This window comes from Klebsiella sp. 1SOBk10mer, from assembly GCF_046602535.1.
In the GTDB taxonomy this organism is placed as follows: domain Bacteria; phylum Pseudomonadota; class Gammaproteobacteria; order Enterobacterales; family Enterobacteriaceae; genus Klebsiella; species Klebsiella quasipneumoniae.
Genome location: NZ_JBKIUP010000001.1, coordinates 97,657 through 120,979, shown reverse-complemented (window position 1 = coordinate 120,979; position 23,323 = coordinate 97,657). Strand labels below are relative to the sequence as shown.

Annotated in this window: 23 protein-coding genes; 9 read left to right on the top strand and 14 right to left on the bottom strand. The window is 58.1% G+C overall.

The genetic code is table 11. The features are described from left to right. Positions 1–259: 259 nt before the first annotated feature. A complete protein-coding gene (gene acrD / locus ACLH1I_RS00540; RefSeq protein WP_017900450.1) occupies positions 260–3,373 on the top strand; it encodes a multidrug efflux RND transporter permease AcrD in 3,114 nt (1,037 codons plus the stop codon). Between the two features lie 127 nt (positions 3,374–3,500). Here the strand turns inward: acrD and ypfM are convergent, their stop codons facing one another. After that, the gene (ypfM, locus tag ACLH1I_RS00535; RefSeq protein ID WP_100181659.1) at positions 3,501–3,560 is read right to left on the bottom strand and encodes a protein YpfM; all 60 of its coding nucleotides are present in this window, start codon (positions 3,558–3,560) and stop codon (positions 3,501–3,503) included. Between the two features lie 366 nt (positions 3,561–3,926). Between ypfM and ACLH1I_RS00530 the strand changes: the two genes are divergently transcribed. From ACLH1I_RS00530 to ACLH1I_RS00520, 3 genes are read left to right on the top strand one after another with little or no spacing between them, the layout of a single operon-like run. Continuing rightward, positions 3,927–4,280: an ArsC family reductase gene (locus tag ACLH1I_RS00530; protein WP_004201956.1), complete on the top strand. Its 354-nt coding sequence runs from the start codon at positions 3,927–3,929 to the stop codon at positions 4,278–4,280. Positions 4,281–4,283: 3 nt separating this feature from the next. Then, positions 4,284–5,411, top strand: coding sequence for a succinyl-diaminopimelate desuccinylase (gene dapE, locus ACLH1I_RS00525; RefSeq protein WP_198079920.1), 1,128 nt, complete (start codon positions 4,284–4,286; stop codon positions 5,409–5,411). A gap of 26 nt (positions 5,412–5,437) precedes the next feature. Beyond that, positions 5,438–5,641, top strand: a complete 204-nt coding sequence (locus tag ACLH1I_RS00520; RefSeq protein WP_002913768.1) for a YpfN family protein — start codon at positions 5,438–5,440, stop codon at positions 5,639–5,641. A 48-nt stretch (positions 5,642–5,689) separates the two neighbouring features. Here the strand turns inward: ACLH1I_RS00520 and ypfH are convergent, their stop codons facing one another. The 6 genes from ypfH to dapA all read right to left on the bottom strand — a co-directional run bounded on the left by ypfH (position 5,690) and on the right by dapA (position 12,341). After that, a complete protein-coding gene (ypfH, locus tag ACLH1I_RS00515) occupies positions 5,690–6,385 on the bottom strand; it encodes an esterase (protein WP_004201952.1) in 696 nt (231 codons plus the stop codon). Positions 6,386–6,461: 76 nt separating this feature from the next. Next, entirely contained in the window at positions 6,462–8,465 is a 2,004-nt protein-coding gene (locus ACLH1I_RS00510; protein WP_151628841.1) for a tRNA(Met) cytidine acetyltransferase TmcA, read from the bottom strand. A 9-nt stretch (positions 8,466–8,474) separates the two neighbouring features. After that, entirely contained in the window at positions 8,475–9,350 is an 876-nt protein-coding gene (locus ACLH1I_RS00505) for a neutral zinc metallopeptidase (protein ID WP_198079918.1), read from the bottom strand. 119 nt (positions 9,351–9,469) lie between these two features. Beyond that, positions 9,470–10,183: a phosphoribosylaminoimidazolesuccinocarboxamide synthase gene (purC, locus tag ACLH1I_RS00500; RefSeq protein WP_002913801.1), complete on the bottom strand. Its 714-nt coding sequence runs from the start codon at positions 10,181–10,183 to the stop codon at positions 9,470–9,472. A 228-nt stretch (positions 10,184–10,411) separates the two neighbouring features. Then, complete coding sequence (gene bamC, locus ACLH1I_RS00495; RefSeq protein WP_004201942.1) at positions 10,412–11,446, bottom strand: outer membrane protein assembly factor BamC; 1,035 nt, start codon at positions 11,444–11,446, stop codon at positions 10,412–10,414. Between the two features lie 16 nt (positions 11,447–11,462). Then, positions 11,463–12,341 carry a 4-hydroxy-tetrahydrodipicolinate synthase gene (gene dapA / locus ACLH1I_RS00490; protein WP_017900447.1) on the bottom strand — a complete coding sequence of 293 codons (879 nt, stop codon included), beginning with the start codon at positions 12,339–12,341 and terminating at the stop codon, positions 11,463–11,465. Between the two features lie 153 nt (positions 12,342–12,494). Here dapA and ACLH1I_RS00485 point away from each other — a divergent pair, with 153 nt between their 5' ends. Together ACLH1I_RS00485 and bcp are read left to right on the top strand one after the other, a co-directional pair. Then, entirely contained in the window at positions 12,495–13,061 is a 567-nt protein-coding gene (locus ACLH1I_RS00485) for a glycine cleavage system transcriptional repressor (RefSeq protein WP_002913804.1), read from the top strand. 3 nt (positions 13,062–13,064) lie between these two features. Beyond that, complete coding sequence (bcp, locus tag ACLH1I_RS00480) at positions 13,065–13,535, top strand: thioredoxin-dependent thiol peroxidase (RefSeq protein WP_004201935.1); 471 nt, start codon at positions 13,065–13,067, stop codon at positions 13,533–13,535. 60 nt (positions 13,536–13,595) lie between these two features. Here bcp and ACLH1I_RS00475 read toward each other — a convergent pair whose 3' ends face one another. Together ACLH1I_RS00475 and ACLH1I_RS00470 are read right to left on the bottom strand one after the other, a co-directional pair. Next, on the bottom strand, positions 13,596–14,660 hold the full coding sequence (locus tag ACLH1I_RS00475; protein WP_004201933.1) for an AI-2E family transporter: 1,065 nt from the start codon (positions 14,658–14,660) through the stop codon (positions 13,596–13,598). Positions 14,661–14,714: 54 nt separating this feature from the next. Continuing rightward, a complete protein-coding gene (locus ACLH1I_RS00470; RefSeq protein ID WP_032425793.1) occupies positions 14,715–14,831 on the bottom strand; it encodes a hypothetical protein in 117 nt (38 codons plus the stop codon). A gap of 51 nt (positions 14,832–14,882) precedes the next feature. Here ACLH1I_RS00470 and bepA point away from each other — a divergent pair, with 51 nt between their 5' ends. The 3 genes from bepA (at position 14,883) to ACLH1I_RS00455 (ending at position 17,765) form a co-directional block, all read left to right on the top strand. Beyond that, complete coding sequence (gene bepA, locus ACLH1I_RS00465; RefSeq protein ID WP_004201932.1) at positions 14,883–16,346, top strand: beta-barrel assembly-enhancing protease; 1,464 nt, start codon at positions 14,883–14,885, stop codon at positions 16,344–16,346. A gap of 9 nt (positions 16,347–16,355) precedes the next feature. Then, positions 16,356–16,715 (top strand): arsenate reductase (glutaredoxin), encoded by a 360-nt coding sequence (arsC, locus tag ACLH1I_RS00460; protein WP_004201931.1) that lies wholly within the window; start codon positions 16,356–16,358, stop codon positions 16,713–16,715. A 126-nt stretch (positions 16,716–16,841) separates the two neighbouring features. Beyond that, positions 16,842–17,765 (top strand): Rpn family recombination-promoting nuclease/putative transposase, encoded by a 924-nt coding sequence (locus ACLH1I_RS00455; protein WP_065802927.1) that lies wholly within the window; start codon positions 16,842–16,844, stop codon positions 17,763–17,765. Here the strand turns inward: ACLH1I_RS00455 and ACLH1I_RS00450 are convergent. The 5 genes from ACLH1I_RS00450 to bglK form a co-directional block, all read right to left on the bottom strand. After that, a complete protein-coding gene (locus ACLH1I_RS00450; protein WP_020947395.1) occupies positions 17,762–18,463 on the bottom strand; it encodes a DnaA inactivator Hda in 702 nt (233 codons plus the stop codon). The two genes, ACLH1I_RS00455 and ACLH1I_RS00450, sit on opposite strands and share 4 nt — an antisense overlap. A 98-nt stretch (positions 18,464–18,561) precedes the next feature. Further along, complete coding sequence (gene uraA, locus ACLH1I_RS00445; RefSeq protein WP_048295277.1) at positions 18,562–19,848, bottom strand: uracil permease; 1,287 nt, start codon at positions 19,846–19,848, stop codon at positions 18,562–18,564. A gap of 86 nt (positions 19,849–19,934) precedes the next feature. Continuing rightward, positions 19,935–20,561, bottom strand: a complete 627-nt coding sequence (gene upp / locus ACLH1I_RS00440; RefSeq protein ID WP_004201927.1) for a uracil phosphoribosyltransferase — start codon at positions 20,559–20,561, stop codon at positions 19,935–19,937. A 227-nt stretch (positions 20,562–20,788) separates the two neighbouring features. Then, positions 20,789–22,219 (bottom strand): 6-phospho-beta-glucosidase, encoded by a 1,431-nt coding sequence (locus ACLH1I_RS00435; RefSeq protein WP_151628843.1) that lies wholly within the window; start codon positions 22,217–22,219, stop codon positions 20,789–20,791. Between the two features lie 9 nt (positions 22,220–22,228). Next, positions 22,229–23,122, bottom strand: a complete 894-nt coding sequence (bglK, locus tag ACLH1I_RS00430; RefSeq protein WP_017900443.1) for a beta-glucoside kinase BglK — start codon at positions 23,120–23,122, stop codon at positions 22,229–22,231. Positions 23,123–23,323 lie beyond the last annotated feature (201 nt).

The window sequence follows — 23,323 nt, the reverse complement described above, 5'->3', positions numbered from 1 at the left end:
CCGTTTTGGATCAATTTTTTTGACTTATATGAAATCAGGTTTCACACCGGCAAGGGATAATGCGTCCCCGGGTGCGGCGGGCGAAGCGGTGTGGCCGACCTGGCGGCACGAAAGGTCGATGTTTCTTTACGATACGGCAAAAGCAACATGATAAATTACACTATCTCCTTAATTTCTCCACGATTGCCGGAGGCGCTGGCGCTAAAGTGGCACAGGCTGTGCAATAACAAGAACATGTGCATATGAGGTTTTCATTCTGATGGCGAATTTCTTTATCGATCGCCCCATTTTTGCGTGGGTGCTGGCAATCCTGTTATGCCTGACGGGCACCCTTGCCATTTTGTCGCTGCCAGTTGAACAGTATCCCGATCTGGCCCCGCCGAATGTACGGGTTACAGCCAACTATCCTGGCGCCTCCGCACAAACCCTGGAGAATACCGTCACCCAGGTTATCGAACAGAATATGACCGGCCTCGATAACCTGATGTATATGTCATCCCAGAGCAGCGCCACCGGCCAGGCGACCATCACCCTCAGTTTTACCGCCGGTACCGACCCGGACGAAGCGGTACAGCAGGTGCAAAACCAGCTGCAGTCGGCGATGCGTAAACTGCCGCAGGCGGTGCAAAACCAGGGGGTTACGGTACGCAAGACCGGCGATACCAATATCCTGACCCTCGCCTTCGTCTCCACCGACGGCAGTATGGATAAACAGGATATCGCCGACTACGTCGCCAGTAACATTCAGGACCCGCTCAGTCGCGTCAACGGCGTGGGGGATATCGACGCCTACGGCTCGCAATACTCAATGCGCATCTGGCTCGATCCGGCAAAGCTCAATAGCTTCCAGCTGACCACCAAGGATGTTACCGACGCTATCAGTTCGCAGAACGCCCAGATTGCCGTCGGCCAGCTCGGCGGCACGCCTTCCGTGGATAAGCAGGCGCTGAACGCCACCATCAACGCGCAATCTCTGCTGCAAACCCCCGAACAGTTCCGCAATATCACCCTGCGCGTCAATCAGGATGGCTCAGAGGTGACCCTCGGCGATGTCGCTACCGTGGAGATGGGGGCGGAGAAGTATGACTATCTTAGCCGCTACAATCGCCAGGCCGCCTCTGGCCTGGGAATTAAGCTCGCCTCCGGCGCCAACGAAATGGCCACCGCGGAGCGCGTGATCGCTCGCCTCAATGAGCTCTCGCAGTATTTCCCGCACGGGCTGGAATATAAAGTCGCCTACGAGACCACCTCCTTCGTGAAGGCTTCTATTACCGACGTGGTGAAAACCCTGCTGGAGGCGATCCTGCTGGTTTTCCTCGTGATGTATCTTTTCCTGCAGAACTTCCGCGCCACTCTGATCCCGACCATCGCCGTACCGGTGGTGCTGATGGGCACCTTCGCGGTGCTCTATGCCTGTGGTTACAGCATCAACACCCTGACGATGTTCGCGATGGTGCTGGCGATCGGCCTGCTGGTGGATGACGCCATCGTGGTGGTGGAGAACGTTGAGCGCATCATGAGCGAGGAAGGACTGTCGCCGCGGGAAGCCACCCGCAAATCGATGGGACAAATTCAGGGCGCGCTGGTGGGGATCGCGATGGTGCTGTCGGCGGTGTTTGTGCCGATGGCCTTCTTCGGCGGCACCACCGGCGCTATCTATCGCCAGTTCTCTATTACGATTGTCGCGGCGATGGTCCTCTCGGTGCTGGTGGCCATGATCCTCACCCCGGCCCTTTGCGCTACCCTGCTCAAGCCGATTAAACCAGGTGAATCCCATGAGCGAAAAGGCTTCTTCGGCTGGTTCAACCGCACCTTTAACCGCAGCGCCAGCCGCTATGAAACTTTCGTCGGCAAGATCCTTCACCGCTCGCTGCGCTGGATGCTGATCTACATCGTCCTGCTCGGCGGGATGGTGTTCTTGTTCCTGCATCTGCCCACTTCGTTCCTGCCGCTGGAGGATCGGGGGATGTTCACCACCTCGGTACAGTTGCCGAGCGGCAGCACCCAACAGCAGACGCTGAAAGTGGTACAGAAAGCGGAAGATTACTTCCTCAATAACGAGAAGCAGAACGTCGAGTCAGTGTTTGCTACCGTTGGCTCCGGCCCCGGCGGCAACGGGCAGAACGTAGCCCGCATGTTTGTGCGCCTCAAAGACTGGGACCAGCGCGATCCGCAAACCGGCTCCTCCTTTGCCATTATTGAACGCGCCACCAAAGCGTTTAATCAGATCAACGAAGCCCGGGTCATCGCCAGCAGCCCGCCGGCAATCAGCGGCCTCGGCAGTTCGGCAGGCTTCGACATGGAGCTGGAAGATCACGCCGGTAAGGGGCACGATGCGCTGATGGCGGCGCGCGATACGCTGCTTGAGCTGGCGGCTAAAAACCCGCTGTTGACCCGCGTCCGGCATAACGGGCTCGACGACAGCCCGCAGCTGCAGGTCGATATCGATCAGCGTAAAGCTCAGGCGCTGGGCGTCTCCATTGATGACATCAACGATACGCTGCAAACCGCCTGGGGGTCGAGCTACGTCAACGACTTTATGGATCGCGGGAGGGTGAAGAAAGTCTACGTCCAGGCGGCGGCGAAATATCGGATGCTGCCTGACGATATCAATCTCTGGTACGTCCGCAACAGCAGCGGCACGATGGTGCCGTTCTCGGCCTTCGCCACCTCGCACTGGGAGACCGGTTCGCCGCGCCTGGAGCGCTACAATGGCTACTCGGCGGTGGAGATCGTCGGTGAAGCGGCGCCGGGCATCAGTACCGGTACCGCGATGGACATGATGGAGAAGCTGGCCGCGCAGCTGCCGACCGGCTTTGGCCTCGAATGGACCGCCATGTCCTATCAGGAACGCCTCTCCGGCGCTCAGGCGCCGGCCCTGTACGCGATTTCCCTGCTGGTGGTGTTCCTGTGCCTGGCGGCGCTGTACGAGAGCTGGTCGGTGCCGTTCTCGGTGATGCTGGTGGTTCCGCTCGGGGTGATTGGCGCTCTGCTGGCGACCTGGATGCGCGGCCTGGAGAATGACGTTTATTTTCAGGTGGGCCTGTTGACGGTGATCGGCCTGTCGGCGAAAAACGCCATTCTGATCGTCGAGTTCGCCAATGAGCTTAACGAGAAAGGCCAGGATCTGCTCAGCGCCACGCTGTCGGCCTGCCGTCAGCGCCTGCGCCCTATCCTGATGACCTCGCTGGCGTTTATCTTCGGCGTGCTGCCGATGGCCACCAGCACCGGCGCCGGTTCCGGCAGCCAGCATGCGGTCGGCACCGGGGTGATGGGCGGGATGATCTCCGCCACCGTGCTGGCCATCTTTTTCGTACCGCTGTTCTTTGTGCTGGTGCGTCGCCGCTTTCCGCTGAAGGAGCGTCCGCAATAAACCCTCGGACGTGGGCGGCGAGCCGTAATAACAGAAAAGGCGACCTGGATGGTCGCCTTCTTTATGTGTTCAGAACTATGGCGCGCTTATTTACGTCGCGTTATTCCCCTGCTCACATTGCGGAAATTTATTTACGAAGCATGCCTTCAATAAAATCTTTCCAGTTCCCCAGTTCATGTTCAATCATAATAGCCTCTCTTATTATTATGGTCGATTCTATATAACTTCATTGCTGATGGGAAGTTGTGCTCCCCTATTGCTCTGATTGTCTTGTGGACCGCTGACAGAGATAAAACCTCTGGTTGCCGCCACTATGCCGTCTCGTATGTAAAAATTATGTGATACAGAGCACCATCAAGCAACATTTTCGTAATATTGTTAATGCCCTCACATCATGCCCGCGGCTGGGCGAATTTTAATCACCCTAACGCATTGCATGAGATACCCGGTAAAAGGTTATATTTATTCATCTGAATCACGTATTATTTCAACAAGGCTTATATATTCGGAAATATCTGAGTTAACCGCTTAATTGAATGTTAAAGGTTTATCTATGCTCACCATGTACGGAATTAAAAACTGCGATACCATTAAAAAAGCCCGCCGCTGGCTGGAAGCACATCAGATTGACTATCGCTTCCATGACTACCGCACCGATGGCCTCGACCGCGCGCAACTGGATACCTTTATTGCCGAACTGGGCTGGCAGGCGCTGCTGAACACCCGCGGCACCACCTGGCGCAAACTGGACGAATCGCTGCGCAACAGCATCGATAATGCCGATGCCGCCGCCGCATTGATGCTGGAAATGCCGGCGATCATCAAACGCCCATTGCTCTGCGCGCCCGGTCGTCCTATGCTGCTGGGTTTTAGTGAAGCAAGTTATCAGCAGTTTAACGAGGTATAGTCTATGTCTTGCCCGGTCATTGAGCTGGCTCAGCAGCTTATTCGCCGCCCTTCCCTTAGCCCCGATGATGCGGGATGCCAGGCGTTAATGATTGAACGCCTGCGTGCGATCGGCTTTACCGTTGAACCGATGGATTTCGGCGATACGCAGAACTTCTGGGCCTGGCGCGGCCACGGCGAGACGCTGGCCTTCGCCGGCCACACCGACGTGGTCCCGGCAGGCGACGCCGACCGCTGGATCAACCCCCCGTTCGAACCCACCATCCGCGACGGGATGCTGTTTGGCCGCGGGGCGGCGGATATGAAAGGCTCGCTGGCGGCGATGGTGGTTGCCGCAGAGCGTTTTGTCGCGCAGTACCCGAACCATCGGGGCCGGCTGGCGTTTTTGATCACCTCTGATGAAGAGGCCAGCGCGAAAAACGGCACCGTCAAAGTGGTGGAGACGCTGATGGCGCGTAACGAGCGTCTGGACTACTGTCTGGTCGGCGAACCCTCCAGTACCGAAGTGGTCGGCGATGTGGTGAAAAACGGCCGCCGCGGCTCGCTGACCTGCAACCTGACCATTCACGGCGTACAGGGCCACGTCGCCTATCCGCACCTTGCCGATAACCCCGTCCATCGCGCCGCGTCGATGCTGGCGGAGCTGGTCAATATCGAGTGGGATAAAGGCAATGAATACTTCCCGCCGACCAGCATGCAGATTGCCAACGTGCAGTCCGGTACCGGCAGCAACAACGTGATCCCTGGCGATATGTTCGTCCAGTTCAACTTCCGCTTCAGTACGGAACTGACTGACGAGACGATCAAAGCCCGGGTGGTCGCCCTGCTGGAAAAATACCAGCTGCGTTACAGCGTGGAGTGGTGGCTCTCCGGACAGCCGTTCCTTACCGGACGGGGCAAGCTGGTGGATGCGGTCGTCAATGCCATTGAGCACTATAATGAGATCAAACCGCAGCTGTTAACCAACGGCGGCACCTCAGACGGACGGTTTATCGCGCGCATGGGGGCGCAGGTGGTTGAGCTGGGCCCCGTGAACGCCACAATTCACAAAATTAATGAATGTGTGAACGCCGCCGACCTGCAGCTGCTGGCGCGGATGTATCAACGCGTAATGGAACAGCTGGTCGCCTGACGTACTGACGTAAAGAGGAAGCGCGCATGGAATGGCTTATTAAACACTGGTGGATTCTGGTGCTGGTCTTTTTGGTGGGGGTAATTATCAACGTGATTAAAGATCTAAACCGCGTTGACCACAAAAAATTCCTCAACAACAAACCCGATCTGCCGCCGCACCGTGATTTTAACGATAAATGGGACGATGACGACGACTGGCCGAAGCACGACCAGTCGAAGAAACCGTAAGTTTGCCGTTATCGCGGTAGCGCCCGCCTGTAACCCCGCCCGCCGGGGTTACAGCATTTCGATGATATCGTCCCCTTTCGGCGTACTGCCGCTCAGCGCCTCATCAAAATAGTGCTTCGGCACGGTGTAGCGCAGTCGCTCGATCGCGAACTGCATGCTGCGATCGTCAATGGCATGCCCCAGATCGTCCACAATATCTAAGGTCACGTCGCCCCCCGCCTGCAACAGCGCCTCCTGTGCCGACACCGCCCACGCCAGATCGATAACCCGATCGTCACCACCGTGGATCAGGTGAATGGTGGTGGCCGTCGTTGCGGTAACCGGCAGCGTCGCATAGCGGCCATTAAAGGCGATCACCCGCGAAGCCAGATCCGGCGCTGCTTTGATGCTTTCCAGCGACATGATCGCCCCCTGAGAGAAGCCGATCAGCGCGGTGGCCAGTGGGCTGATGCCGCTCTTTTCCTGCCAGTAGCGCACAATTTCAATAAAGGTCGGCATAATGGCGTCGATACGCTGCTGACGATTCTCTTCCGTCACTCCCTGCACCGAAAACCACTGCCGACCGTCAGGACCGCAAGGCTCCACCCCGCCAATGCTCACGATCAGCGCATCAGGAAACTGCGGCGCGAACCAGCTGCCAATTTGCCCCATGGAGACCGGGTTATCCCCCACGCCATGAAACAGCAGCAACAGCTGTTGCGCAGGCGTCGCAGGGCTTTGAACAATAAAATGATCGTGTTTCATGGCTGTCTCCTTAGTGTATGCGGGCAGTGTACGCCGCTCGCCAGATATGACCATGCCATTTAACTGAATGAGTTAGTTAAAAAAATTGCAGGTTCGCCACCTGCTGATGCAGCGCCTCGGCGCGCGCTGCATCGAGGAAGCGCAAGGCGTCAGCGGCCTCCTGACGCCATCTCGCCAGCAGGGTTTTACGCCCTGTTAGCTGCAGCGCGGCGCAGAGTTCGGCCTCTTCTTCCCCCTGCAGACGCCCGCGCAGGGCCGGCAACGGGATGTCGACCTGCAACAGCAGGCGATTGAGGCAACCCAGCGCCGCGGCCAGCGGGCGATGGGCGAAAGCAAAGCTCGCCGCTTCCAGCCAGTCCTCATCACTAAGCATAGCCCCTGAAACGGCCGGCAGCGGCGCGGACGCTTGCCGCCACGGGCGCAGCCAGTATTCATCACGCTGTAGCCGCTGTGCCTCCCGTTGCGCGAGCTGATGCCCTGCTGCAGTCAGCGGGAACAGAGCCATCGCGGTATAGCACCCGCTGCTGGCCTCGCGATGGGTGCCCAGCCGCACGAGAATAAACCCACAGCGTTGCCAGAAGCGCCACAGCTCAGGGGTATAGCCAAAGCTGACGGAGAGATAATCATAACCTGCGGCATCGGCGGCGATATCGGCGATCATCTGCTGCCCAAGCCCTTCGCGCTGGCGGGCGGGGTGGATGGCGATTCGACTGACCCGCAGCCCGCGCAGCGTCGCCGCCAGGGGAGTGCCGCCATGCGCCGCCAGCGACTGGGCGACCAGGTTCCCCCGCGGCCGGCGAAAACCCGCCCACACCGCCCGGCTGAGTTCGGGAGAAAGTCCCCCTTCGGCCACCAGCCACAGGGCGCCCGCCACCGCACCGCCGGCGCGAGCGCAGCGGAAAGCCTGGCCTGGAGCGTCCATCATGCGCCGCAGATCGAGAGGAGAAGTGCGGTAATGCGCCCCGGATAACAGCTGGTACATCGCTTCCGGCAGCGCCGGCTGCGTTTGCCAGCTGGACTGATTGACCGCCTCCAGGACTACCTCCCCCGTCGGCGCGTCGCGAAATGCCTCATCGCTGAAGATCAGCAGCTGGCTGATGGCCGACTCCAGCGGGCAGCCTGCGGCCCAGCGGATCGGCGCGCTCAGGCTGAACAATTGCAGATAGGGCAGGCTGGCGCAAAATTTCAGCAGGAACCCGCGACCGGTGCCCTCATAACCCTGCACCGTCGTGGTAAGTAGCGTGCGGGGAAAACGGCTAACCAGCTGCCGGAGAAGCGGAGCCGGTATAGCCGCGGCCTCATCGACAATCAGCCAGGACGCCTTTTCCTTCGACGACAGCAACGCATCAGGAGCCATAAAGCGAAACGCCTCGCCGGCAAAGCTCGCCAGCACGTCGACGGCGCTGCGGGTCGGGGCGGTAACGATGGCCTCACCCGCGAGCTGGCGCAGCAGCATGCCCGCGAGGGCGGATTTCCCTCGCCCTCGTTCAGCCGTCACTGCTGCGATACCAGGCGGTAGACGCAATAATTGCCCAAGGATCGCCGCCTGTTCGGCCAGCGGGTGACCATCGGCGGGATGCCAGTCAGGGCGCCGGACGGCCAGCGGGAGCCGCGGCGAGTCCGACTGCCGCCAGAGCAGCACCTCGGGGTCGGCGATAAACTGCCGACAGCAGCGGAGAACAAAGTTGGGGGTAGAGATCGGGTCGGGCGTATCGCTCCAGCGCAGGGAGTCCTCATCCACCCGGGACGGCCAGTCGGCGAAAGAGGGCGTCAGCAGCACCAGCCAGCTTCCCGCCCGCAGCGTACCGCTCAGGGCCGCCAGGGCGGCCACATCAAACCCGCGCCGGGCATCGAAAAAGGCGTGCATCACTTCCCGCCCCAGCAGCGTCTTCAGGGCGCCAGGCGCCACGCCGGGGGCAGAAACCGGCTCGGAGCCCACCCACAGGCCATTGCCGCCGAGCCGCTCCCGCAGCGCCTGCGCCTGCTGCAGCGTCCAGGCCTCGTCGCCGCTGAGCACCAGCAGGCGGCGAATCCCCTCCCGCGCCATCTGCGCGGTGAGGTCAAGCAGCGCGTCCATCATCAGGGGCGATTACAGCGCGCTGCCGAAGGTGTTGCACTGTGCCGGGTCGCCGCTGTCGAAACCGCGTTTGAACCAGGTGTAGCGCTGTTTTGACGTTCCGTGGGTAAAGCTGTCCGGTACCACCCGCCCCTGGCTCTGCTGCTGCAGACGGTCGTCGCCGATGGCCTCGGCGGCGTTTAACGCCTCCTGCAGATCGCCGGTTTCCAGAATATCCTGCTGCTGCATATTATGCCCCCAGACGCCGGCGAAGCAGTCTGCCTGTAGCTCCATCTTAACCGACAGCCGGTTGGCTTCGGCCTCGGTGGCATGCTGCTGTTGCTGGCGAACCTTCGGCTCAATGCCCAGCAGTTTTTGTGCGTGATGACCCACTTCATGGGCAATGACGTACCCCTGGGCAAAGTCGCCATCGGCGCCCAGTTTATTTTTCATCTCATCGTAGAATGACAGGTCGATATAGACCGTACTGTCGGCAGGACAGTAGAACGGCCCCATCACCGACTGGCCGGTACCGCAGCCGGTACGGGTCGCGCCGCGGTAGAGCACCAGCTTTGGCTGAGGGTACTGGCGGCCCATCTTTTCAAAAATCGGTCCCCAGGTATCTTCGGTGGTGGCCAGAATGACGGAAGTAAACTTCGCCGCTTCATCGTCTTTCGGACTGATGGAGCGCTGCGTGGAGGTCTGCTGCTGCGGCATCGGTTCGCCGGTCAACATGCCGGTCAAATCCACGCCGTAGTAGCCCGCCACCAGCACAATAATCAGCAGTACAATGCCGCCCTTCCCGCTCGGCAGACGGAAGCCGCCGCCCCCGCCGCCGCCAAACGGCGAGCCTGATTGTCCACGTCGATCTTCAACATTGTCGCTTTCGCGACGCCCTTGCCAGCGCATAAGCACCTCATTCCCTGTTATGTATCAATAGCAGAGATCGTAGGCGGTTCAGCGCAGGATTACCACAGGAAACAGCAAGAGACGCCAGAAGATGAGGCCATCTTCTGGCGGCGGGCGGGTTAGTCGAGCTTAACGCCCAGACGGTGAGCCACTTCTTCGTAGGCTTCGATCAGGCCGCCAAGGCTCTGGCGGAAGCGGTCTTTGTCCATTTTATCGAGGGTGTTTTTGTCCCACAGGCGGCTGCCGTCCGGCGAAAACTCATCGCCCAGGACCACTTCGCCTTTGAACAGACCAAACTCCAGCTTAAAGTCCACCAGAATCAGACCGGCGTCATCGAACAGCTTTTTCAGCACGTCGTTGGCTTTGTAGGTCAGCTCGCGCATCCGCGCCAGATTCTCTTTGCTCACCCAGCCGAAGGTTTCGCAATAGGAGTCGTTGACCATCGGATCGTGCATGGCATCGTTTTTCAGGAACAGATCGAACAGCGGCGGATTCAGCTCGATTCCTTCTTCAATGCCTAAACGTTTTACCAGCGAGCCTGCCGCACGGTTACGCACCACGCACTCCACCGGCACCATATCCAGTTTTTTTACCAGGCATTCGGTATCGGAGAGCAGCGCTTCCATCTGGGTAGGGATGCCCGCTTCTGCCAGTTTGCTCATAATGAAGTGGTTGAACTTGTTATTCACCATGCCTTTACGATCGAACTGCTCGATGCGCGCGCCATCACCTGCTGACGTATCGTTACGGAATTCCAGTACCAGCAGGTCCGGATTATCGGTGCTGTATACTGTCTTCGCCTTACCACGATACAACTCAGCTTGCTTTTTCATCTTTCACTACTCCAGTGATATTGAGCCTAAAAATACGTTTCCACCTATACACAAAATCATTCAAAGTGCATCGAGGCGGCAACTGAGCGAATCCCCAGGAGCTTACAAAAGTAAGTGACTGGGGTGAACGAAGGCGGCCAACAAAGAGGCAATTTGAAGGATGATGTGTATACGCACACGTTTGCGTCACTATATATTAAAAGGGCCGGATTGCTCCAGCCCTTTCGATTACTTGTTAAATGCGGCCTGGAATACGGCTACCAGGGCGTCATTTTGCGACTGCGTCAGGGTGTGGCCTTTCGGGTCGATGAACTGCAGGCTACTGCGGTTATCGAGGTCGCCGACCTGAAGTTTGTAGTCACCGGAGGCCAGCTGCGGGTCGCGTGCGCCCAGCTCCTGCCAGCTGCTGTCAGACAGCGGCTTGTAGGTCAGCGCCATGCTGCCCTGAGAGCGCGTGCTGTCGGTCACTTTCATCCCCACTTTCTCGAGGGCGCCTGGCAGACGCTGCCACACCATGTTAAACGGCGCGCGAACAACGAGCATCGGCAGACCCGTATCGTCGGCAGCGCTCTGCACGTCGAAGGTGGCGCCCGCGCTGCGCTGGGCGGCGTTCTGGGCGCTGGTGGCGTTCATGTCCAGGCCTTCCGAAATGACGTTCAGCATGGCGGTGCTGTAGCGCTGCAGTGACGCCGGATCGGCAACCGGTTTACCCGCCTGCTCCAGATTCACCAGCTTGACCACCACCGCTTGCTGATAGCCCTGCGGTTTGACGGAGATTTGATAACGACCGCGATACTGCTGATCTTCATCAAGACGGTTCCACTCAACCCAGTCGGTGTTCAGCGTCTGGCTCGCATCATCGCGCTTGGCGATAACGTAGTTCTTCGACTGAAGAATGCTGGTAACCTGCGCCCACAGCGAACCGCTGCGGCCGTTCTCGACCATCAGCGTCGCGGTATCGCCGTTGAACTGGGTGCGGGCGCCGCTAACCAATGCCAGCGGCTGCGCCGGCGGGCGAATGTCCAGCGCCTTGCCGACCGCGCCGGTGCTGTTGGCCACCGGAATGTTGTAATCACCCACCTGAATCGGCAGGATCATCCCCGCCGGCGCGTGAAGTTCGCTCAACGGTGACGCCTGTAAATAGGCCTCATCACCGCTCACCTGACGCTTATAGCGCGAGTCGGAACTACAGGCCGCGAGGAGTAGAACCAGCGAAACACCCGCAACCTTCGCCAGGCGCGACTTCTGTACTGAGTAAGCCATCAAATCTCCCTAAACTTTACAGCAAACCGGCATGCTTCAGCGCGGCGGTAACGGCTTCACGACCCTGGTCGGTGATAGGCGTCATCGGCAAGCGCAGCGTATCGGTCGCCACAAGACCCAACGCCTTGCATCCCCATTTCACCGGGATAGGATTGGGTTCGACAAATAATTTTGTATGCAATGGCATCAGACGCTGGTTAATCGCCCGGGCTTCGGCAAATTGACCCGCCAGCGCCAGACGGCACATGTCGGCCATTTCGCGCGCCGCCACGTTGGCGGTGACGGAAATCACGCCCACGCCGCCGAGCTGCATGAAGTCCATACCGGTCGCATCGTCACCGCTCAGCAGAATAAAGTCGTCTGAAACCAGCTCTTTGATCTGGTGAACGCGACTTAAGTTCCCTGTAGCTTCCTTAATACCGACAATATTTTTAATTTCCGCCAGACGGCCAACGGTTTCCGGCAGCATATCGCAACCGGTACGGGACGGCACATTATACAGAATTTGCGGCAGGTCAGTATGTTCGGCGATAGCTTTAAAGTGCTGGAACAGGCCTTCCTGGGTAGGACGGTTATAATAAGGAGTGACCGTCAGGCAGCCGACAACGCCGCTGTCGTTAAAACGCTTGGTCAGGCTAATCGCCTCTGCGGTTGCATTGGCTCCCGTTCCAGCGATCACCGGGATACGCCCGTCAGCCAGTTCCAGCGTCATCATCACCACGTCGCCGTGCTCTTCATGGCTCAGCGTTGCGGATTCACCGGTAGTCCCTACCGAAACGATCGCCGAGGTTCCGTTGGCGACATGGTAATCAATCAGTTTTTTCAGGCTTGTCCGGCAGACATTACCGTTTTCATCCATCGGCGTGACAAGCGCTACAATACTTCCCGTGAACATGGGCCATCCTCAGAGCAGAAGTGCGACAAGATTCTCAATGTTACGTTTGGAGCTGCAATAAAAGCAAGAGACCCGACGCCATCAGGGATGTTGTATGGCGGTTTTTTTTATGCTTTCCTAATGTTACCTCACCTTTTTAAAGGAAGAACAGGTTTGACAGCCTCATTACAACACTATCTGGTTATTACCGCCCTGGGGGCTGACCGTCCCGGCATCGTGAATACGATCACTCGCCACGTCAGCAGCTGCGGTTGTAATATCGAAGACAGCCGGCTGGCCATGCTCGGTGATGAGTTTACGTTTATCATGCTGCTTTCCGGGTCGTGGAATGCGATTAACCTGATCGAATCAACCCTGCCGCTGAAAGGCGCGGAGCTGGAGCTGTTGATCGTGATGAAACGCACCACCGCGCGCCCCCCGCAGGCCATGCCAAACACCGTCTGGGTCCAGGTTGAGGTGCCGGACTCACCGCATATCATCGAGCGCTTCACTGCCCTGTGCGATACATGGAATATGAATATCGCGGAACTGGTTTCCCGCACGCAGCCGGGAGACGGTGATTCCGCGCAGCTTTTTATTCAGATAACTGCCCACAGTCCTGCGACGCAAAATGCAGCAAATATCGAACAAGCGTTCAAAGCCCTATGTACAGAACTCAACGCACAAGGCAGTATTAACATCGTTAATTATTCACAGCATGATGAACAGGATGGAGTTTAACCCATGACCCCACTGAAAGCCGGTGATCTTGCACCGAAATTTAGCTTACCGGACCAGGACGGCGAGGAAGTAAATTTAACCGACTTCCAGGGACAGCGTGTCCTGGTTTATTTTTACCCGAAGGCCATGACCCCGGGCTGCACCGTCCAGGCGTGCGGCTTGCGCGACAACATGGACGACCTGAAGAAAGCCGGTGTGGAAGTGCTGGGCATCAGCACCGATAAACCGGAAAAGCTCTCCCGCTTCGCCGAAAAAGAGCTGCTGAACTTTACGCTGCTGTCTGATGAAAACCATCAGGTTTGCGAGCAGTTTGGCGTCTGGGGCGAAAAATCCTTTATGGGGAAAACCTACGACGGGATCCACCGTATCAGCTTCCTCGTCGATGCCGATGGCAAAATCGAACACGTCTTTGATGACTTCAAAACCAGCAATCACCACGACGTGGTGCTGAACTGGCTGAAAGAAAACGCCTGATGCAAAGCAAGACGCCGGGTGAGAGAACCTCGCCCGGCGTCTTTTTTTATCCTCAATGCCTTAGTCGTCGTCGACCACCAGGCCATCCGGCCAGGCATGCACCACCGCTTTAATCAACGTGGCCAGCGGAATGGCGAAGAAGACGCCCCAGAACCCCCACAAACCGCCAAAGATCACCACCGACAGGATAATCACCAGCGGGTGCAGATTCACCGCCTCCGAGAACAGCACCGGGACCAGCAGGTTGCCGTCCAGCCCCTGAATAATCAAATAGACCGCGAACAGACTCCAGAACTCGGTGCCCGCGCCAAACTGAAACAGCGCGACCCCCACCACCGGAATGGTCACCACAAATGCACCAATATAGGGGATCAGCACCGAGAAGCCCACCAGCACCGCCAACAGCAGCGAGTAGTTGAGGCCGAAAAGGATGAAGCCTATCCAGGTGGCGACGCTGACGACAATCATCTCCAGCACCTTACCGCGAATGTAGTTGGTGATTTGCTGGTTCATCTCCTTCCATACCTGCCCGGCCAGGCCGCGATTGCGCGGCAGCACGCGGCGTACCGCGTTGAGCATCTGCTCTTTATCCTTCAGCAGGAAGAAGACCATCAGCGGCACCAGCACCAGATAGACCGCCAGCGTAAGCAGCCCCACCAGCGAGGCGAGAGAATACTTGACCACCGAGTCGCCCACCGTCAGCATCCGGGTGCGCATATTTTCCGCCATCGCATCGATGATGCCGGCATCCATTAACGCCGGATAGCGCCGCGGCAGCGTGGCGGCGAAATCAGAGAGCTTGTTGAGCATGCCCGGCATATCGCGGATAAGGTAGATCCCCTGCTGCCAGGCCACCGGCAGCACCACGAAGGCCAGCAACAGCAGGATGCCCACGAAGAGGATCAGCACCAGCGAGGTCGCCCAGGTGCGCGACAGACCGATGCGCTCCAGGCGCACAGTCGGCCACTCCAGCAAATAGGCCAGCACGATAGCCACCAGTAACGGGGCCAGCAGGCCGCTGAAAAAGAACATGATGCCGAAACCGGCAAGCAAAATAACCAGCAGCGCTATCGCCTCAGGGTCGCTGAATCGACGGCGGTACCACTGCATTAACATCTCGAGCATAAAACCTTCCCTGAAGCGCAAAGCGGCGACAAACGGGGGAATTGTATCGAAATGTCACAAAAAAGACTTCGCTTTTTGATGCGCAGCAGACAAACCCGTCTCCGCCGTGAAGAACCTATTTTCAATGTGTCTAACGCCAGCTAAACTCGCTGGGATGCGGCCAGGGAACATTGCGTCGCACAATCGGTCAAACTGGCACACCCACATTACAGGACAGAGGTTATGTTCAGGCAGTTGAAGAAAACGCTGGTGGCGACCGTGATCGCGTCGCTGACGCTGGGTTCGTTAGGCCCTGCTTTTGCTGACTCCGCAGATACCCTGCCGGACATGGGGACCTCCGCAGGAAGCACGCTGTCGATTGGTCAGGAAATGCAGATGGGGGATTACTACGTCCGCCAGCTGCGCGGCAGCGCGCCGCTGATCAACGACCCTCTGCTGGTGCAATACATCAACGGGCTGGGCATGCGTCTGGTCTCGCATGCGAATTCGGTGCGCACCCCGTTCCACTTCTATTTGATTAATAACGACCAAATCAACGCCTTCGCCTTCTTCGGCGGCAATGTGGTCCTCCACTCGGCCCTGTTCCGCTATTCCGATAATGAGAGCGAACTGGCCTCTGTCATGGCGCACGAAATTTCCCACGTTACGCAGCGGCATCTTGCCCGCGCAATGGAAGATCAGAAGCGCAATGCGCCGCTGACCTGGGTCGGCGCGCTGGGTTCAATTCTGCTGGCGATGGCCAGCCCGCAGGCCGGGATGGCGGCGCTGACCGGGACGCTGGCCGGTACCCAACAGGGCATGATCAGCTTCACCCGCCAGAACGAAGAAGAGGCCGACCGGATTGGTATTCAGGTTCTGCAACGCTCGGGATTCGACCCGCAGGCCATGCCGATGTTTATGGGTAAACTGCTTGATGAGTCGCGCTACTCGACACGGCCGCCGGAAATGCTGCTCACCCACCCCCTGCCGGAAAGCCGGCTTGCCGATGCCCGTAACCGCGCCAACCAGATGCGCCCGGTTGTCGTGCAGTCCTCAGCGGACTTCTATCTGGCGAAGGCGCGTACCCTCGGAATGTACACCAACGGCGACAATAAGCTGGGCACCGATCTGCTCAACGCCTGGGATAAAGGCAATATCCGCCAGCAGCATGCCGCGCAGTATGGCCGCGCCCTGCTGGCGATGGAAAGCAACAACTTTGACCAGGCGCGCAAAACGCTGCAGCCGCTGCTCAGCGCCGATCCGCAAAATCCCTGGTATCTCGATCTGGCTACCGATATCGACCTCGGGCAGAAGAAAACCGGCGACGCCATCAACCGCCTTAAAAACGCCCGCGAGCTGCGCACCAATCCGGTGCTGCAGTTGAACCTGGCCAACGCCCTGCTGCAGGGTGGCCAGCCCGGGGAAGCGGCGACCATCCTGAATCGTTATACCTTTACCTATAAAGAGGATGGCAACGGCTGGGACCTGCTGGCTCAGGCGGAAGGCGCCCTGGGCAATCGCGACCAGGAGCTGGCGGCGCGGGCAGAAAGCATGGCGCTGGTCGGCCAGCTGGAACAGGCGATTTCCCTGCTCAGCAGCGCCAGCTCGCAAGTGAAACTCGGTAGTCTGCAGCAGGCCCGCTACGATGCCCGCATCGACCAGCTACGTGAGCTACAGGCCCGCTTCCGCCCCTACCAAAAAATGTAAGGAGACCCCATGACCGACGCGGTAAAAATTTACCATAACCCACGCTGCTCGAAGAGCCGCGAAACGCTGAGCCTGTTGAAGAGCCACGGCATCGATCCTGAGGTGGTGCTTTATCTTGAGACGCCACCGGATGCCGGGACGCTGCGTCAACTGCTGCAGCTGCTGGGTATGGAGAGCCCCCGCGAGCTCATGCGCCAGAAAGAGGATCTGTATAAATCGCTCAATCTTGCCGACCCGGCGCTCAGCGACGCGGCGCTGATACAGGCGATGGTCGCCAATCCTAAGCTTATCGAACGCCCCATTGTCGTTAGCCGCGGCCAGGCTCGTATTGGCCGACCGCCGGAGCAGGTCCTCGAGATCGTAAGCTAACCCACCCGCGCCGCGCTATCGCGGCGCTTTTTTACGTAGCCGATTCCAGATCTTCCACGCCAATCCCTCCCGCCCGCCTTGCAGTGCTACTGTTCATCTATCGCTCAATCCACTGGACGGATGAACATGAAAAAACCAACCTCAACGCCTCATGATGCCGTATTTAAGAGCTATCTCTCCCATCCTGATACCGCCCGCGATTTTCTGCGGCTGTACCTGCCCGAGACGCTGCTTAAGGTGTGCGATCTGCGTACGCTGCATCTCGAGTCCGGGCATTTTGTCGAAGACGATCTGCGTCCCTTTTACGCCGACATTCTGTATTCCCTGAAAACCACGGCGGGAGACGGCTATATTTATGCGCTTATCGAACACCAGAGCACGCCCGATCGGCATATGGCCTTTCGTCTGATGCGCTACGCCATCGCCGCCATGCAGCGCCACCTTGATGCCGGCCACGATCGGCTGCCGCTGGTGATCCCTGTTCTCTTCTACCACGGTCTGGTGAGCCCCTACCCGTTCTCGCTGCGCTGGCTCGATGAATTCGTCGCTCCGGAGCTGGCCGGCCACCTTTATCACGGGGCGTTTCCGCTGGCGGACATTACCGTCATTCCGGATGACGACATTGCCACCCATCAGCGCATGGCGACGCTGGAGTTACTGCAAAAACATATTCGACAACGCGATCTGGCGCAGCTCCTCGACAAGCTGAGCGAATTATTATTGACTGGTCTGGCGACGGAATCGCAGGTACAAGCCCTGATGCACTATCTGGTGCAGGCAGGCAACGCGCGAGAGCCGATCAAGTTCATTCGCGAGCTGGCGTTACGTACGCCGCAGCACAAGGAGACGTTGATGACAATTGCGGAATATCTGGAACAACAGGGCCTGGCGCAGGGCCTGGCGCAGGGCCTGGCGCAGGGCCGTCAGGAAGGCCGGAAGGAAGAGGCGCAGCGTATCGCCGCCGCTATGCTACACAGTGGCCTGGCGCGCGATCTGGTCGCCCGGTTGACCGGGCTGACGGAGGAGGAACTGACTCCGCAGGCGGACTAGAGTTTAAGGATCTCTTTCACGAAGGGGATCGTCAGCTTGCGCTGAGCGGTAATCGAGGCATGATCCAGCTGATCGAGGGTCATAAACAGCGAGCGCATTTCGCGATCCAGCCGCTTCAGCAGGAAGCGGCAAACGTCCTCCGGCATCTCGAAGCCGCGCAGTCTGGCACGCAGCTGCAGGGCCTGCAGCTTGTCTTCATCCGACAGCGGCTGCAACTTATAGATCTGCCCCCAGTCAAGCCGCGAGGCGAGATCCGGCAGACCAAGATTCAGTTGCCGCGGCGGCCGATCCCCGGTGATCAGCAGACGGGTTTTACCTGATTCCAGGATCCGGTTGTAGAGATTAAAGATGGCCATTTCCCAGGGCTCATCCCCGGCGACGCACTCGATGTTATCGATGCAGACCAGCGCCAGCTGTTCCATCCCCTCCAGCACCTCCGGCACAAACCAGGTGCGTTTATCCAGCGGCACGTAGCCCACGGCATCCCCGCGCTGGGAAAGCTCGGCGCAGGCGGCGTGTAACAGGTGGCTGCGACCCGCCCCTTCACGTGACCAGATATAAATATACCCGCTGTGTTCCTGGCGCAGTACGTTCTGGAGGGCAGCAAGTAGGGAAGGATTATCACCCGGCCAGAAACTCGCGAAGGTTTCGTCGTCAGGAAGATACAGTGGCAAAGAGAGCTGTGCCGGTGCGTTCAGATGGACCTCAACATAGGCTTACAGAAAAACGCGAAGAGTTTATCACAGATTTAGGTCCGGAGAGAACCGGGCGGGATCGCCGCCCGGTCAGACGATCGTTATTTAACCTCTTCGCTATCCGCGGCGTCGAGAACCACCTCTTCCGGACGCAGGACGCTGATAAGCTTGAAAATCAGGCTGAGTGCGATACCGACGATGGTGGCCAGCGCCATCCCTTTCAGCTCAGCGGCACCGATGTGCACTTTGGCACCGCTGACGCCGATGATCAGGATCACGGAGGTGAGAATCAGATTCTGCGCTTTGCTGTAATCCACCTTCGATTCAATCAGTACGCGGATCCCCGAGGCGCCGATCACCCCGTACAGCAGCAGCGACACGCCGCCCATCACCGGCACCGGGATGATCTGGATCGCCGCCGCCAGTTTGCCGACGCAGGAGAGCAGAATCGCAATGATCGCCGCGCCGCCGATAACCCAGGTGCTGTAGACGCGGGTAATCGCCATCACGCCGATATTTTCCCCGTAGGTGGTGTTAGGCGTCGAGCCGAAAAAGCCGGAAACGATCGTCGACAGGCCATTGGCAAACATCGAACGATGCAGGCCCGGGTCGCGGATCAGATCGCGTTTGACGATATTGGCCGTCACCACCAGGTGACCGACGTGCTCGGCAATCACCACCAGCGCAGCGGGCAGAATGGTGAAGATGGCGAACCATTCAAAACGCGGCGTGTAGAAGGTTGGCAGCGCGAACCAGTGCGCTTCGGCGATCGGGGTGGTATCAACCACGCCCATCACAAACGACAGCGCATAGCCCACCAGAACGCCAATCAGGATCGGGATAATCGCCAGGAAGCCGCGGAACAGGACCGAACCAAACACCGTCACCGCCAGGGTTACCATCGAGATAATAATGGTTTTGCTGTCCGGTGACTGGCCGTCGGCTGGCAGCAGCCCGGCCATATTGGCCGCCACGCCTGCCAGCTCCAGACCGATAACCGCCACGATGGCCCCCATCGCCGCCGGGGGGAACATCACATCCAGCCAGCCGGTACCGGCTTTTTTGACAATAAAGGAGACGAGGCAGAATAGCACACCGCACATAATGAAACCGCCCAGCGCCACTTCATAGCCCAGCGGCAGCAGGAGCAGCACCGGAGAGATAAAGGCGAAACTCGATCCCAGATACGCCGGGATTTTGCCTTTACAGATAAAGAGGTACAGCAGCGTACCAATACCGTTGAACAGCAGCACGGTGGCCGGGTTGATGTGGAACATGATTGGCACCAGCACCGTTGCGCCAAACATGGCAAACAGGTGCTGCAAACTAAGCGGGATAGTCTGTAAAAGCGGCGGTCTTTCACTCACCCCGATAGCACGGCGCGTCATAGTGTTTTCCTCTGAGATGGTTAGTTATGTGTGTTTTATTCAAAAAAAAGCCGACTCTCAAAGTCGGCTTATTTATCGTTATGCGATTATTTCGTACCAAAGATCTTGTCGCCGGCATCGCCGAGACCGGGAATGATGTACCCGTGCTCGTTCAGTCCCTTATCGACAGAGGCGGTGTACAGCTCAACGTCCGGGTGCGCTTTCTCCAGCGCGGCAATTCCTTCCGGCGCCGCCACCAGCACCAGCACCTTGATGCTGGTGCAGCCGGCGTTTTTCAGCAGATCGATAGTGGCGATCATCGACCCACCGGTGGCCAGCATCGGGTCAACCACCAGCGCCATACGCTCATCGATGTTGGACACCAGCTTCTGGAAGTAAGGTACCGGCTCGAGGGTCTCTTCATTGCGATAAATACCCACCACGCTGATACGCGCGCTCGGCACGTGCTCAAGTACCCCTTCCATCATGCCGAGGCCTGCGCGCAGGATTGGCACGACGGTAATTTTCTTGCCCTTGATCTGCTCAACTTCCACCGGGCCGTTCCAGCCTTCGATGGTCACTTTCTCGGTCGCCAGATCGGCGGTGGCTTCATAAGTCAGTAAGCTGCCCACTTCAGAGGCGAGTTCACGGAAGCGTTTGGTGCTGATGTCGTGCTCGCGCATCAGGCCCAGCTTGTGTTTGACGAGTGGGTGTTTGACTTCCACAATCTTCATTCTCTTTCTCCTCTGAGGTGCAGCCACAAAAAAAATCGCGGGATTATACCGCTTTTTTCGGATTAGGCCATACCCATCTTGCTTGACGTATATCAAGCAAAGTGATTTAGAGACAAAAAAAACCGGAGGCGAGGCTCCGGTTTTAGCGCGGGGTTCTGCCGGGCGGCGCTAACGCTTACCCGGACAGCAAACCCCGCCGGCCCGATAAGCGCAGCGCCACGGGGGAATTATAGCTGCTCCCCGTTGCTGGCAATCACCTTCTTATACCAGTCGAACGACTTCTTCTTACTGCGCTCCAGCGTGCCGTTGCCTTCATTATCTTTATCCACGTAGATAAAGCCGTAGCGTTTTTTCATCTCCCCCGTTCCGGCGGAAACCAGATCGATACAGCCCCACGGGGTATAACCCATCAGATCGACGCCATCCTCGACCACCGCCTTTTTCATCTCCGCGATATGGGCGGAGAGATAATCGATACGGTACTGGTCATCCACGCTGCCATCCGCTTCACGAACATCGATCGCGCCAAAACCGTTTTCGACAATAAACAGCGGTAGCTGATAGTGATCCCAGAACCAGTTCAGAGAATAGCGCAGGCCGACCGGGTCAATCTGCCAGCCCCAGTCCGACTTTTTCACGTACGGGTTGGAGACCAGGCTGGTGGTTTCATCATAATCGAGCAAGGGGTTGTCTTCGGTGGCTTTGGTGGCGAAGGACATATAGTAGCTAAAGCCGATGTAGTCGACACAGCCTTCGGTTAACGCCTGACGATCGGCTTCGGTGATGTCCAGGCTAAAGCCGCGGCGGGCAAAATAGTTGAGCAGATGCTGCGGATAGCGGCCGCGCACGTGGACATCGGTGAACCAGTACCGACGGTGCATGGCGTTCATCGCCATCATCATATCGTCCGGCGCGCAGGTCAGCGGATAGATAGGGCACATGGCGATCATGCAGCCTATCTGCAGAGCAGGGTTGATCTCGCGCGCCGCTTTCACCGCCTGGGCGCTGGCCACCAGCTCATAATGTGCGGCCTGGTACATTACCGGTTCCCGATCTTCACCCGGTAAATACTTCAGACCGGAGTTGGTGAAAGGGGCAAAGTCCTCATGGTAGTTAGCCTGGTTGTTGATCTCGTTGAAGGTCATCCAGTACTTCACTTTATGCTGATAGCGGGTGAAGACGACCCTGGCGAAGCGCACGAAAAAGTCGATCAGCTTGCGGTTACGCCAGCCGCCGTACTCGGTGACCAGGTGATAGGGCATTTCAAAATGCGACAGCGTAATGACCGGTTCAATACCGTGTTTCAGACATTCGTCGAACAGATCGTCATAAAACTGCAGGCCAGCCTCGTTCGGCTCCTGTTCATCGCCCTGCGGGAAAATACGCGTCCAGGCAATCGAGGTGCGGAAACATTTGAAGCCCATTTCGGCAAACAGCGCCAGGTCCTGCGGGTAGCGATGATAAAAATCGATCGCCTCATGGTTCGGGTAGTTTTTTCCCGCCACCACGCCGTCGGTGATTTCCCGCGGCACGCCGTGGGCGCCGGCGGTCATCACATCCGCCACGCTGACCCCCTTGCCCCCCTCCTGCCAGCCGCCCTCTAACTGATGCGCCGCCACCGCGCCGCCCCACAGAAAACCTTCTTTAAATCCGGACATAGTCTCTCCCTAAGGTCGATCGTCGCCAGGCGAACGATAGTGCTGATTGAAATGGTAAACCGCGCCAATCAGGCCGGCATCGTTGCCGTGACTGACGGTATCGAGATAGTCGGCAATGCCGAACCAGGCCAGATGCTGGCGCAGCAGCGTCAGAAATCCAGGACGTTCCACAACACCGCCGCCGATAAAAATGGTCTGCGGATCGAAGATATTGACGAGGTTATAAAGGCCATGGCCCAGGCCATTGAAGAACTCGGCGACCAGACGCTGGCAAACCGGGTCGCCGGCGTCATAGCGGTCAAAAATCATTTCGCCAGTGACGCTATCCAGCGGCGCGCCAATATGTTCTGCATAGCGATAGCGCAGCACCCGCAGGGTGCAGTTTTCATTCATCGAGTAGCGACGGGGATCGCGTCCGCCGGGACGATCGGTAAGCATATAGCCGAACTCGCCGGCGCGAAAACGCGCCCCGTGGATCAGCTGATGTTGGCAAAAAATCGCTCCACCGATGCCAGTGCCGATAGTGAGCACCAGAAAATTGGCCATCTCCGCCGCTTTACCCTGCCAGCGCTCGGCAAGCAGCACACAGTTGGCGTCGTTTTCCACCGAGACCGGCAGCCCGGTTCGCGTCTCGAGCCATGATTTCATGGCGAAGTTATCAAAGCGACGGATAGCGCCGCCCATGGTGATAAATCCGCTGTGCGGATCGACATAGCCCGGCGCGCTGATGGCAATGCCTTCGCATGACGGGTGGGCCGCCAGCCACGACAGCATGGTCTGTAAGATATGATCGCCATCGCTGTCATTGATTGACTGCTTCGCGGTTTCCAGCAGCCTTCCGTCGCGGGTCATGACGCCCATCTTTAACGCGGTGCCACCGATATCAAATGCCGCAATCTTCATTCATCCCTCCCCTGTCGAACATAAATCACCGGTAATCCATACGGCGATCAATCACAGAAACCGGTTTCAGTAATATGATGGGGATTACCTGACACTGAGGCAAGCACAAGGCTGTACCCGGTTTCATTTTCGTGAGCAGTATCAAATTTGACCATCCGCCAACGGTTTTAAGCCGACTGTAAAGCAGGCTCGCAAACGTTT

Coding starts and splice junctions, on each gene's coding strand:
- bcp (WP_004201935.1), top strand. CDS start 13,065: ATGACCCCACTGAAAGCCGGTGATCTTGCACCGAAATTTAGCTTACCG.
- acrD (WP_017900450.1), top strand. CDS start 260: ATGGCGAATTTCTTTATCGATCGCCCCATTTTTGCGTGGGTGCTGGCA.
- ACLH1I_RS00470 (WP_032425793.1), bottom strand. CDS start 14,831: ATGTTCCCTGGCCGCATCCCAGCGAGTTTAGCTGGCGTTAGACACATT.
- bglK (WP_017900443.1), bottom strand. CDS start 23,122: ATGAAGATTGCGGCATTTGATATCGGTGGCACCGCGTTAAAGATGGGC.
- upp (WP_004201927.1), bottom strand. CDS start 20,561: ATGAAGATTGTGGAAGTCAAACACCCACTCGTCAAACACAAGCTGGGC.
- ACLH1I_RS00530 (WP_004201956.1), top strand. CDS start 3,927: ATGCTCACCATGTACGGAATTAAAAACTGCGATACCATTAAAAAAGCC.
- purC (WP_002913801.1), bottom strand. CDS start 10,183: ATGAAAAAGCAAGCTGAGTTGTATCGTGGTAAGGCGAAGACAGTATAC.
- arsC (WP_004201931.1), top strand. CDS start 16,356: ATGACCGACGCGGTAAAAATTTACCATAACCCACGCTGCTCGAAGAGC.
- ACLH1I_RS00505 (WP_198079918.1), bottom strand. CDS start 9,350: ATGCGCTGGCAAGGGCGTCGCGAAAGCGACAATGTTGAAGATCGACGT.
- ypfH (WP_004201952.1), bottom strand. CDS start 6,385: ATGAAACACGATCATTTTATTGTTCAAAGCCCTGCGACGCCTGCGCAA.
- ACLH1I_RS00455 (WP_065802927.1), top strand. CDS start 16,842: ATGAAAAAACCAACCTCAACGCCTCATGATGCCGTATTTAAGAGCTAT.
- ACLH1I_RS00520 (WP_002913768.1), top strand. CDS start 5,438: ATGGAATGGCTTATTAAACACTGGTGGATTCTGGTGCTGGTCTTTTTG.
- ACLH1I_RS00510 (WP_151628841.1), bottom strand. CDS start 8,465: ATGATGGACGCGCTGCTTGACCTCACCGCGCAGATGGCGCGGGAGGGG.
- bamC (WP_004201942.1), bottom strand. CDS start 11,446: ATGGCTTACTCAGTACAGAAGTCGCGCCTGGCGAAGGTTGCGGGTGTT.
- dapA (WP_017900447.1), bottom strand. CDS start 12,341: ATGTTCACGGGAAGTATTGTAGCGCTTGTCACGCCGATGGATGAAAAC.
- ACLH1I_RS00475 (WP_004201933.1), bottom strand. CDS start 14,660: ATGCTCGAGATGTTAATGCAGTGGTACCGCCGTCGATTCAGCGACCCT.
- bepA (WP_004201932.1), top strand. CDS start 14,883: ATGTTCAGGCAGTTGAAGAAAACGCTGGTGGCGACCGTGATCGCGTCG.
- ACLH1I_RS00435 (WP_151628843.1), bottom strand. CDS start 22,219: ATGTCCGGATTTAAAGAAGGTTTTCTGTGGGGCGGCGCGGTGGCGGCG.
- dapE (WP_198079920.1), top strand. CDS start 4,284: ATGTCTTGCCCGGTCATTGAGCTGGCTCAGCAGCTTATTCGCCGCCCT.
- uraA (WP_048295277.1), bottom strand. CDS start 19,848: ATGACGCGCCGTGCTATCGGGGTGAGTGAAAGACCGCCGCTTTTACAG.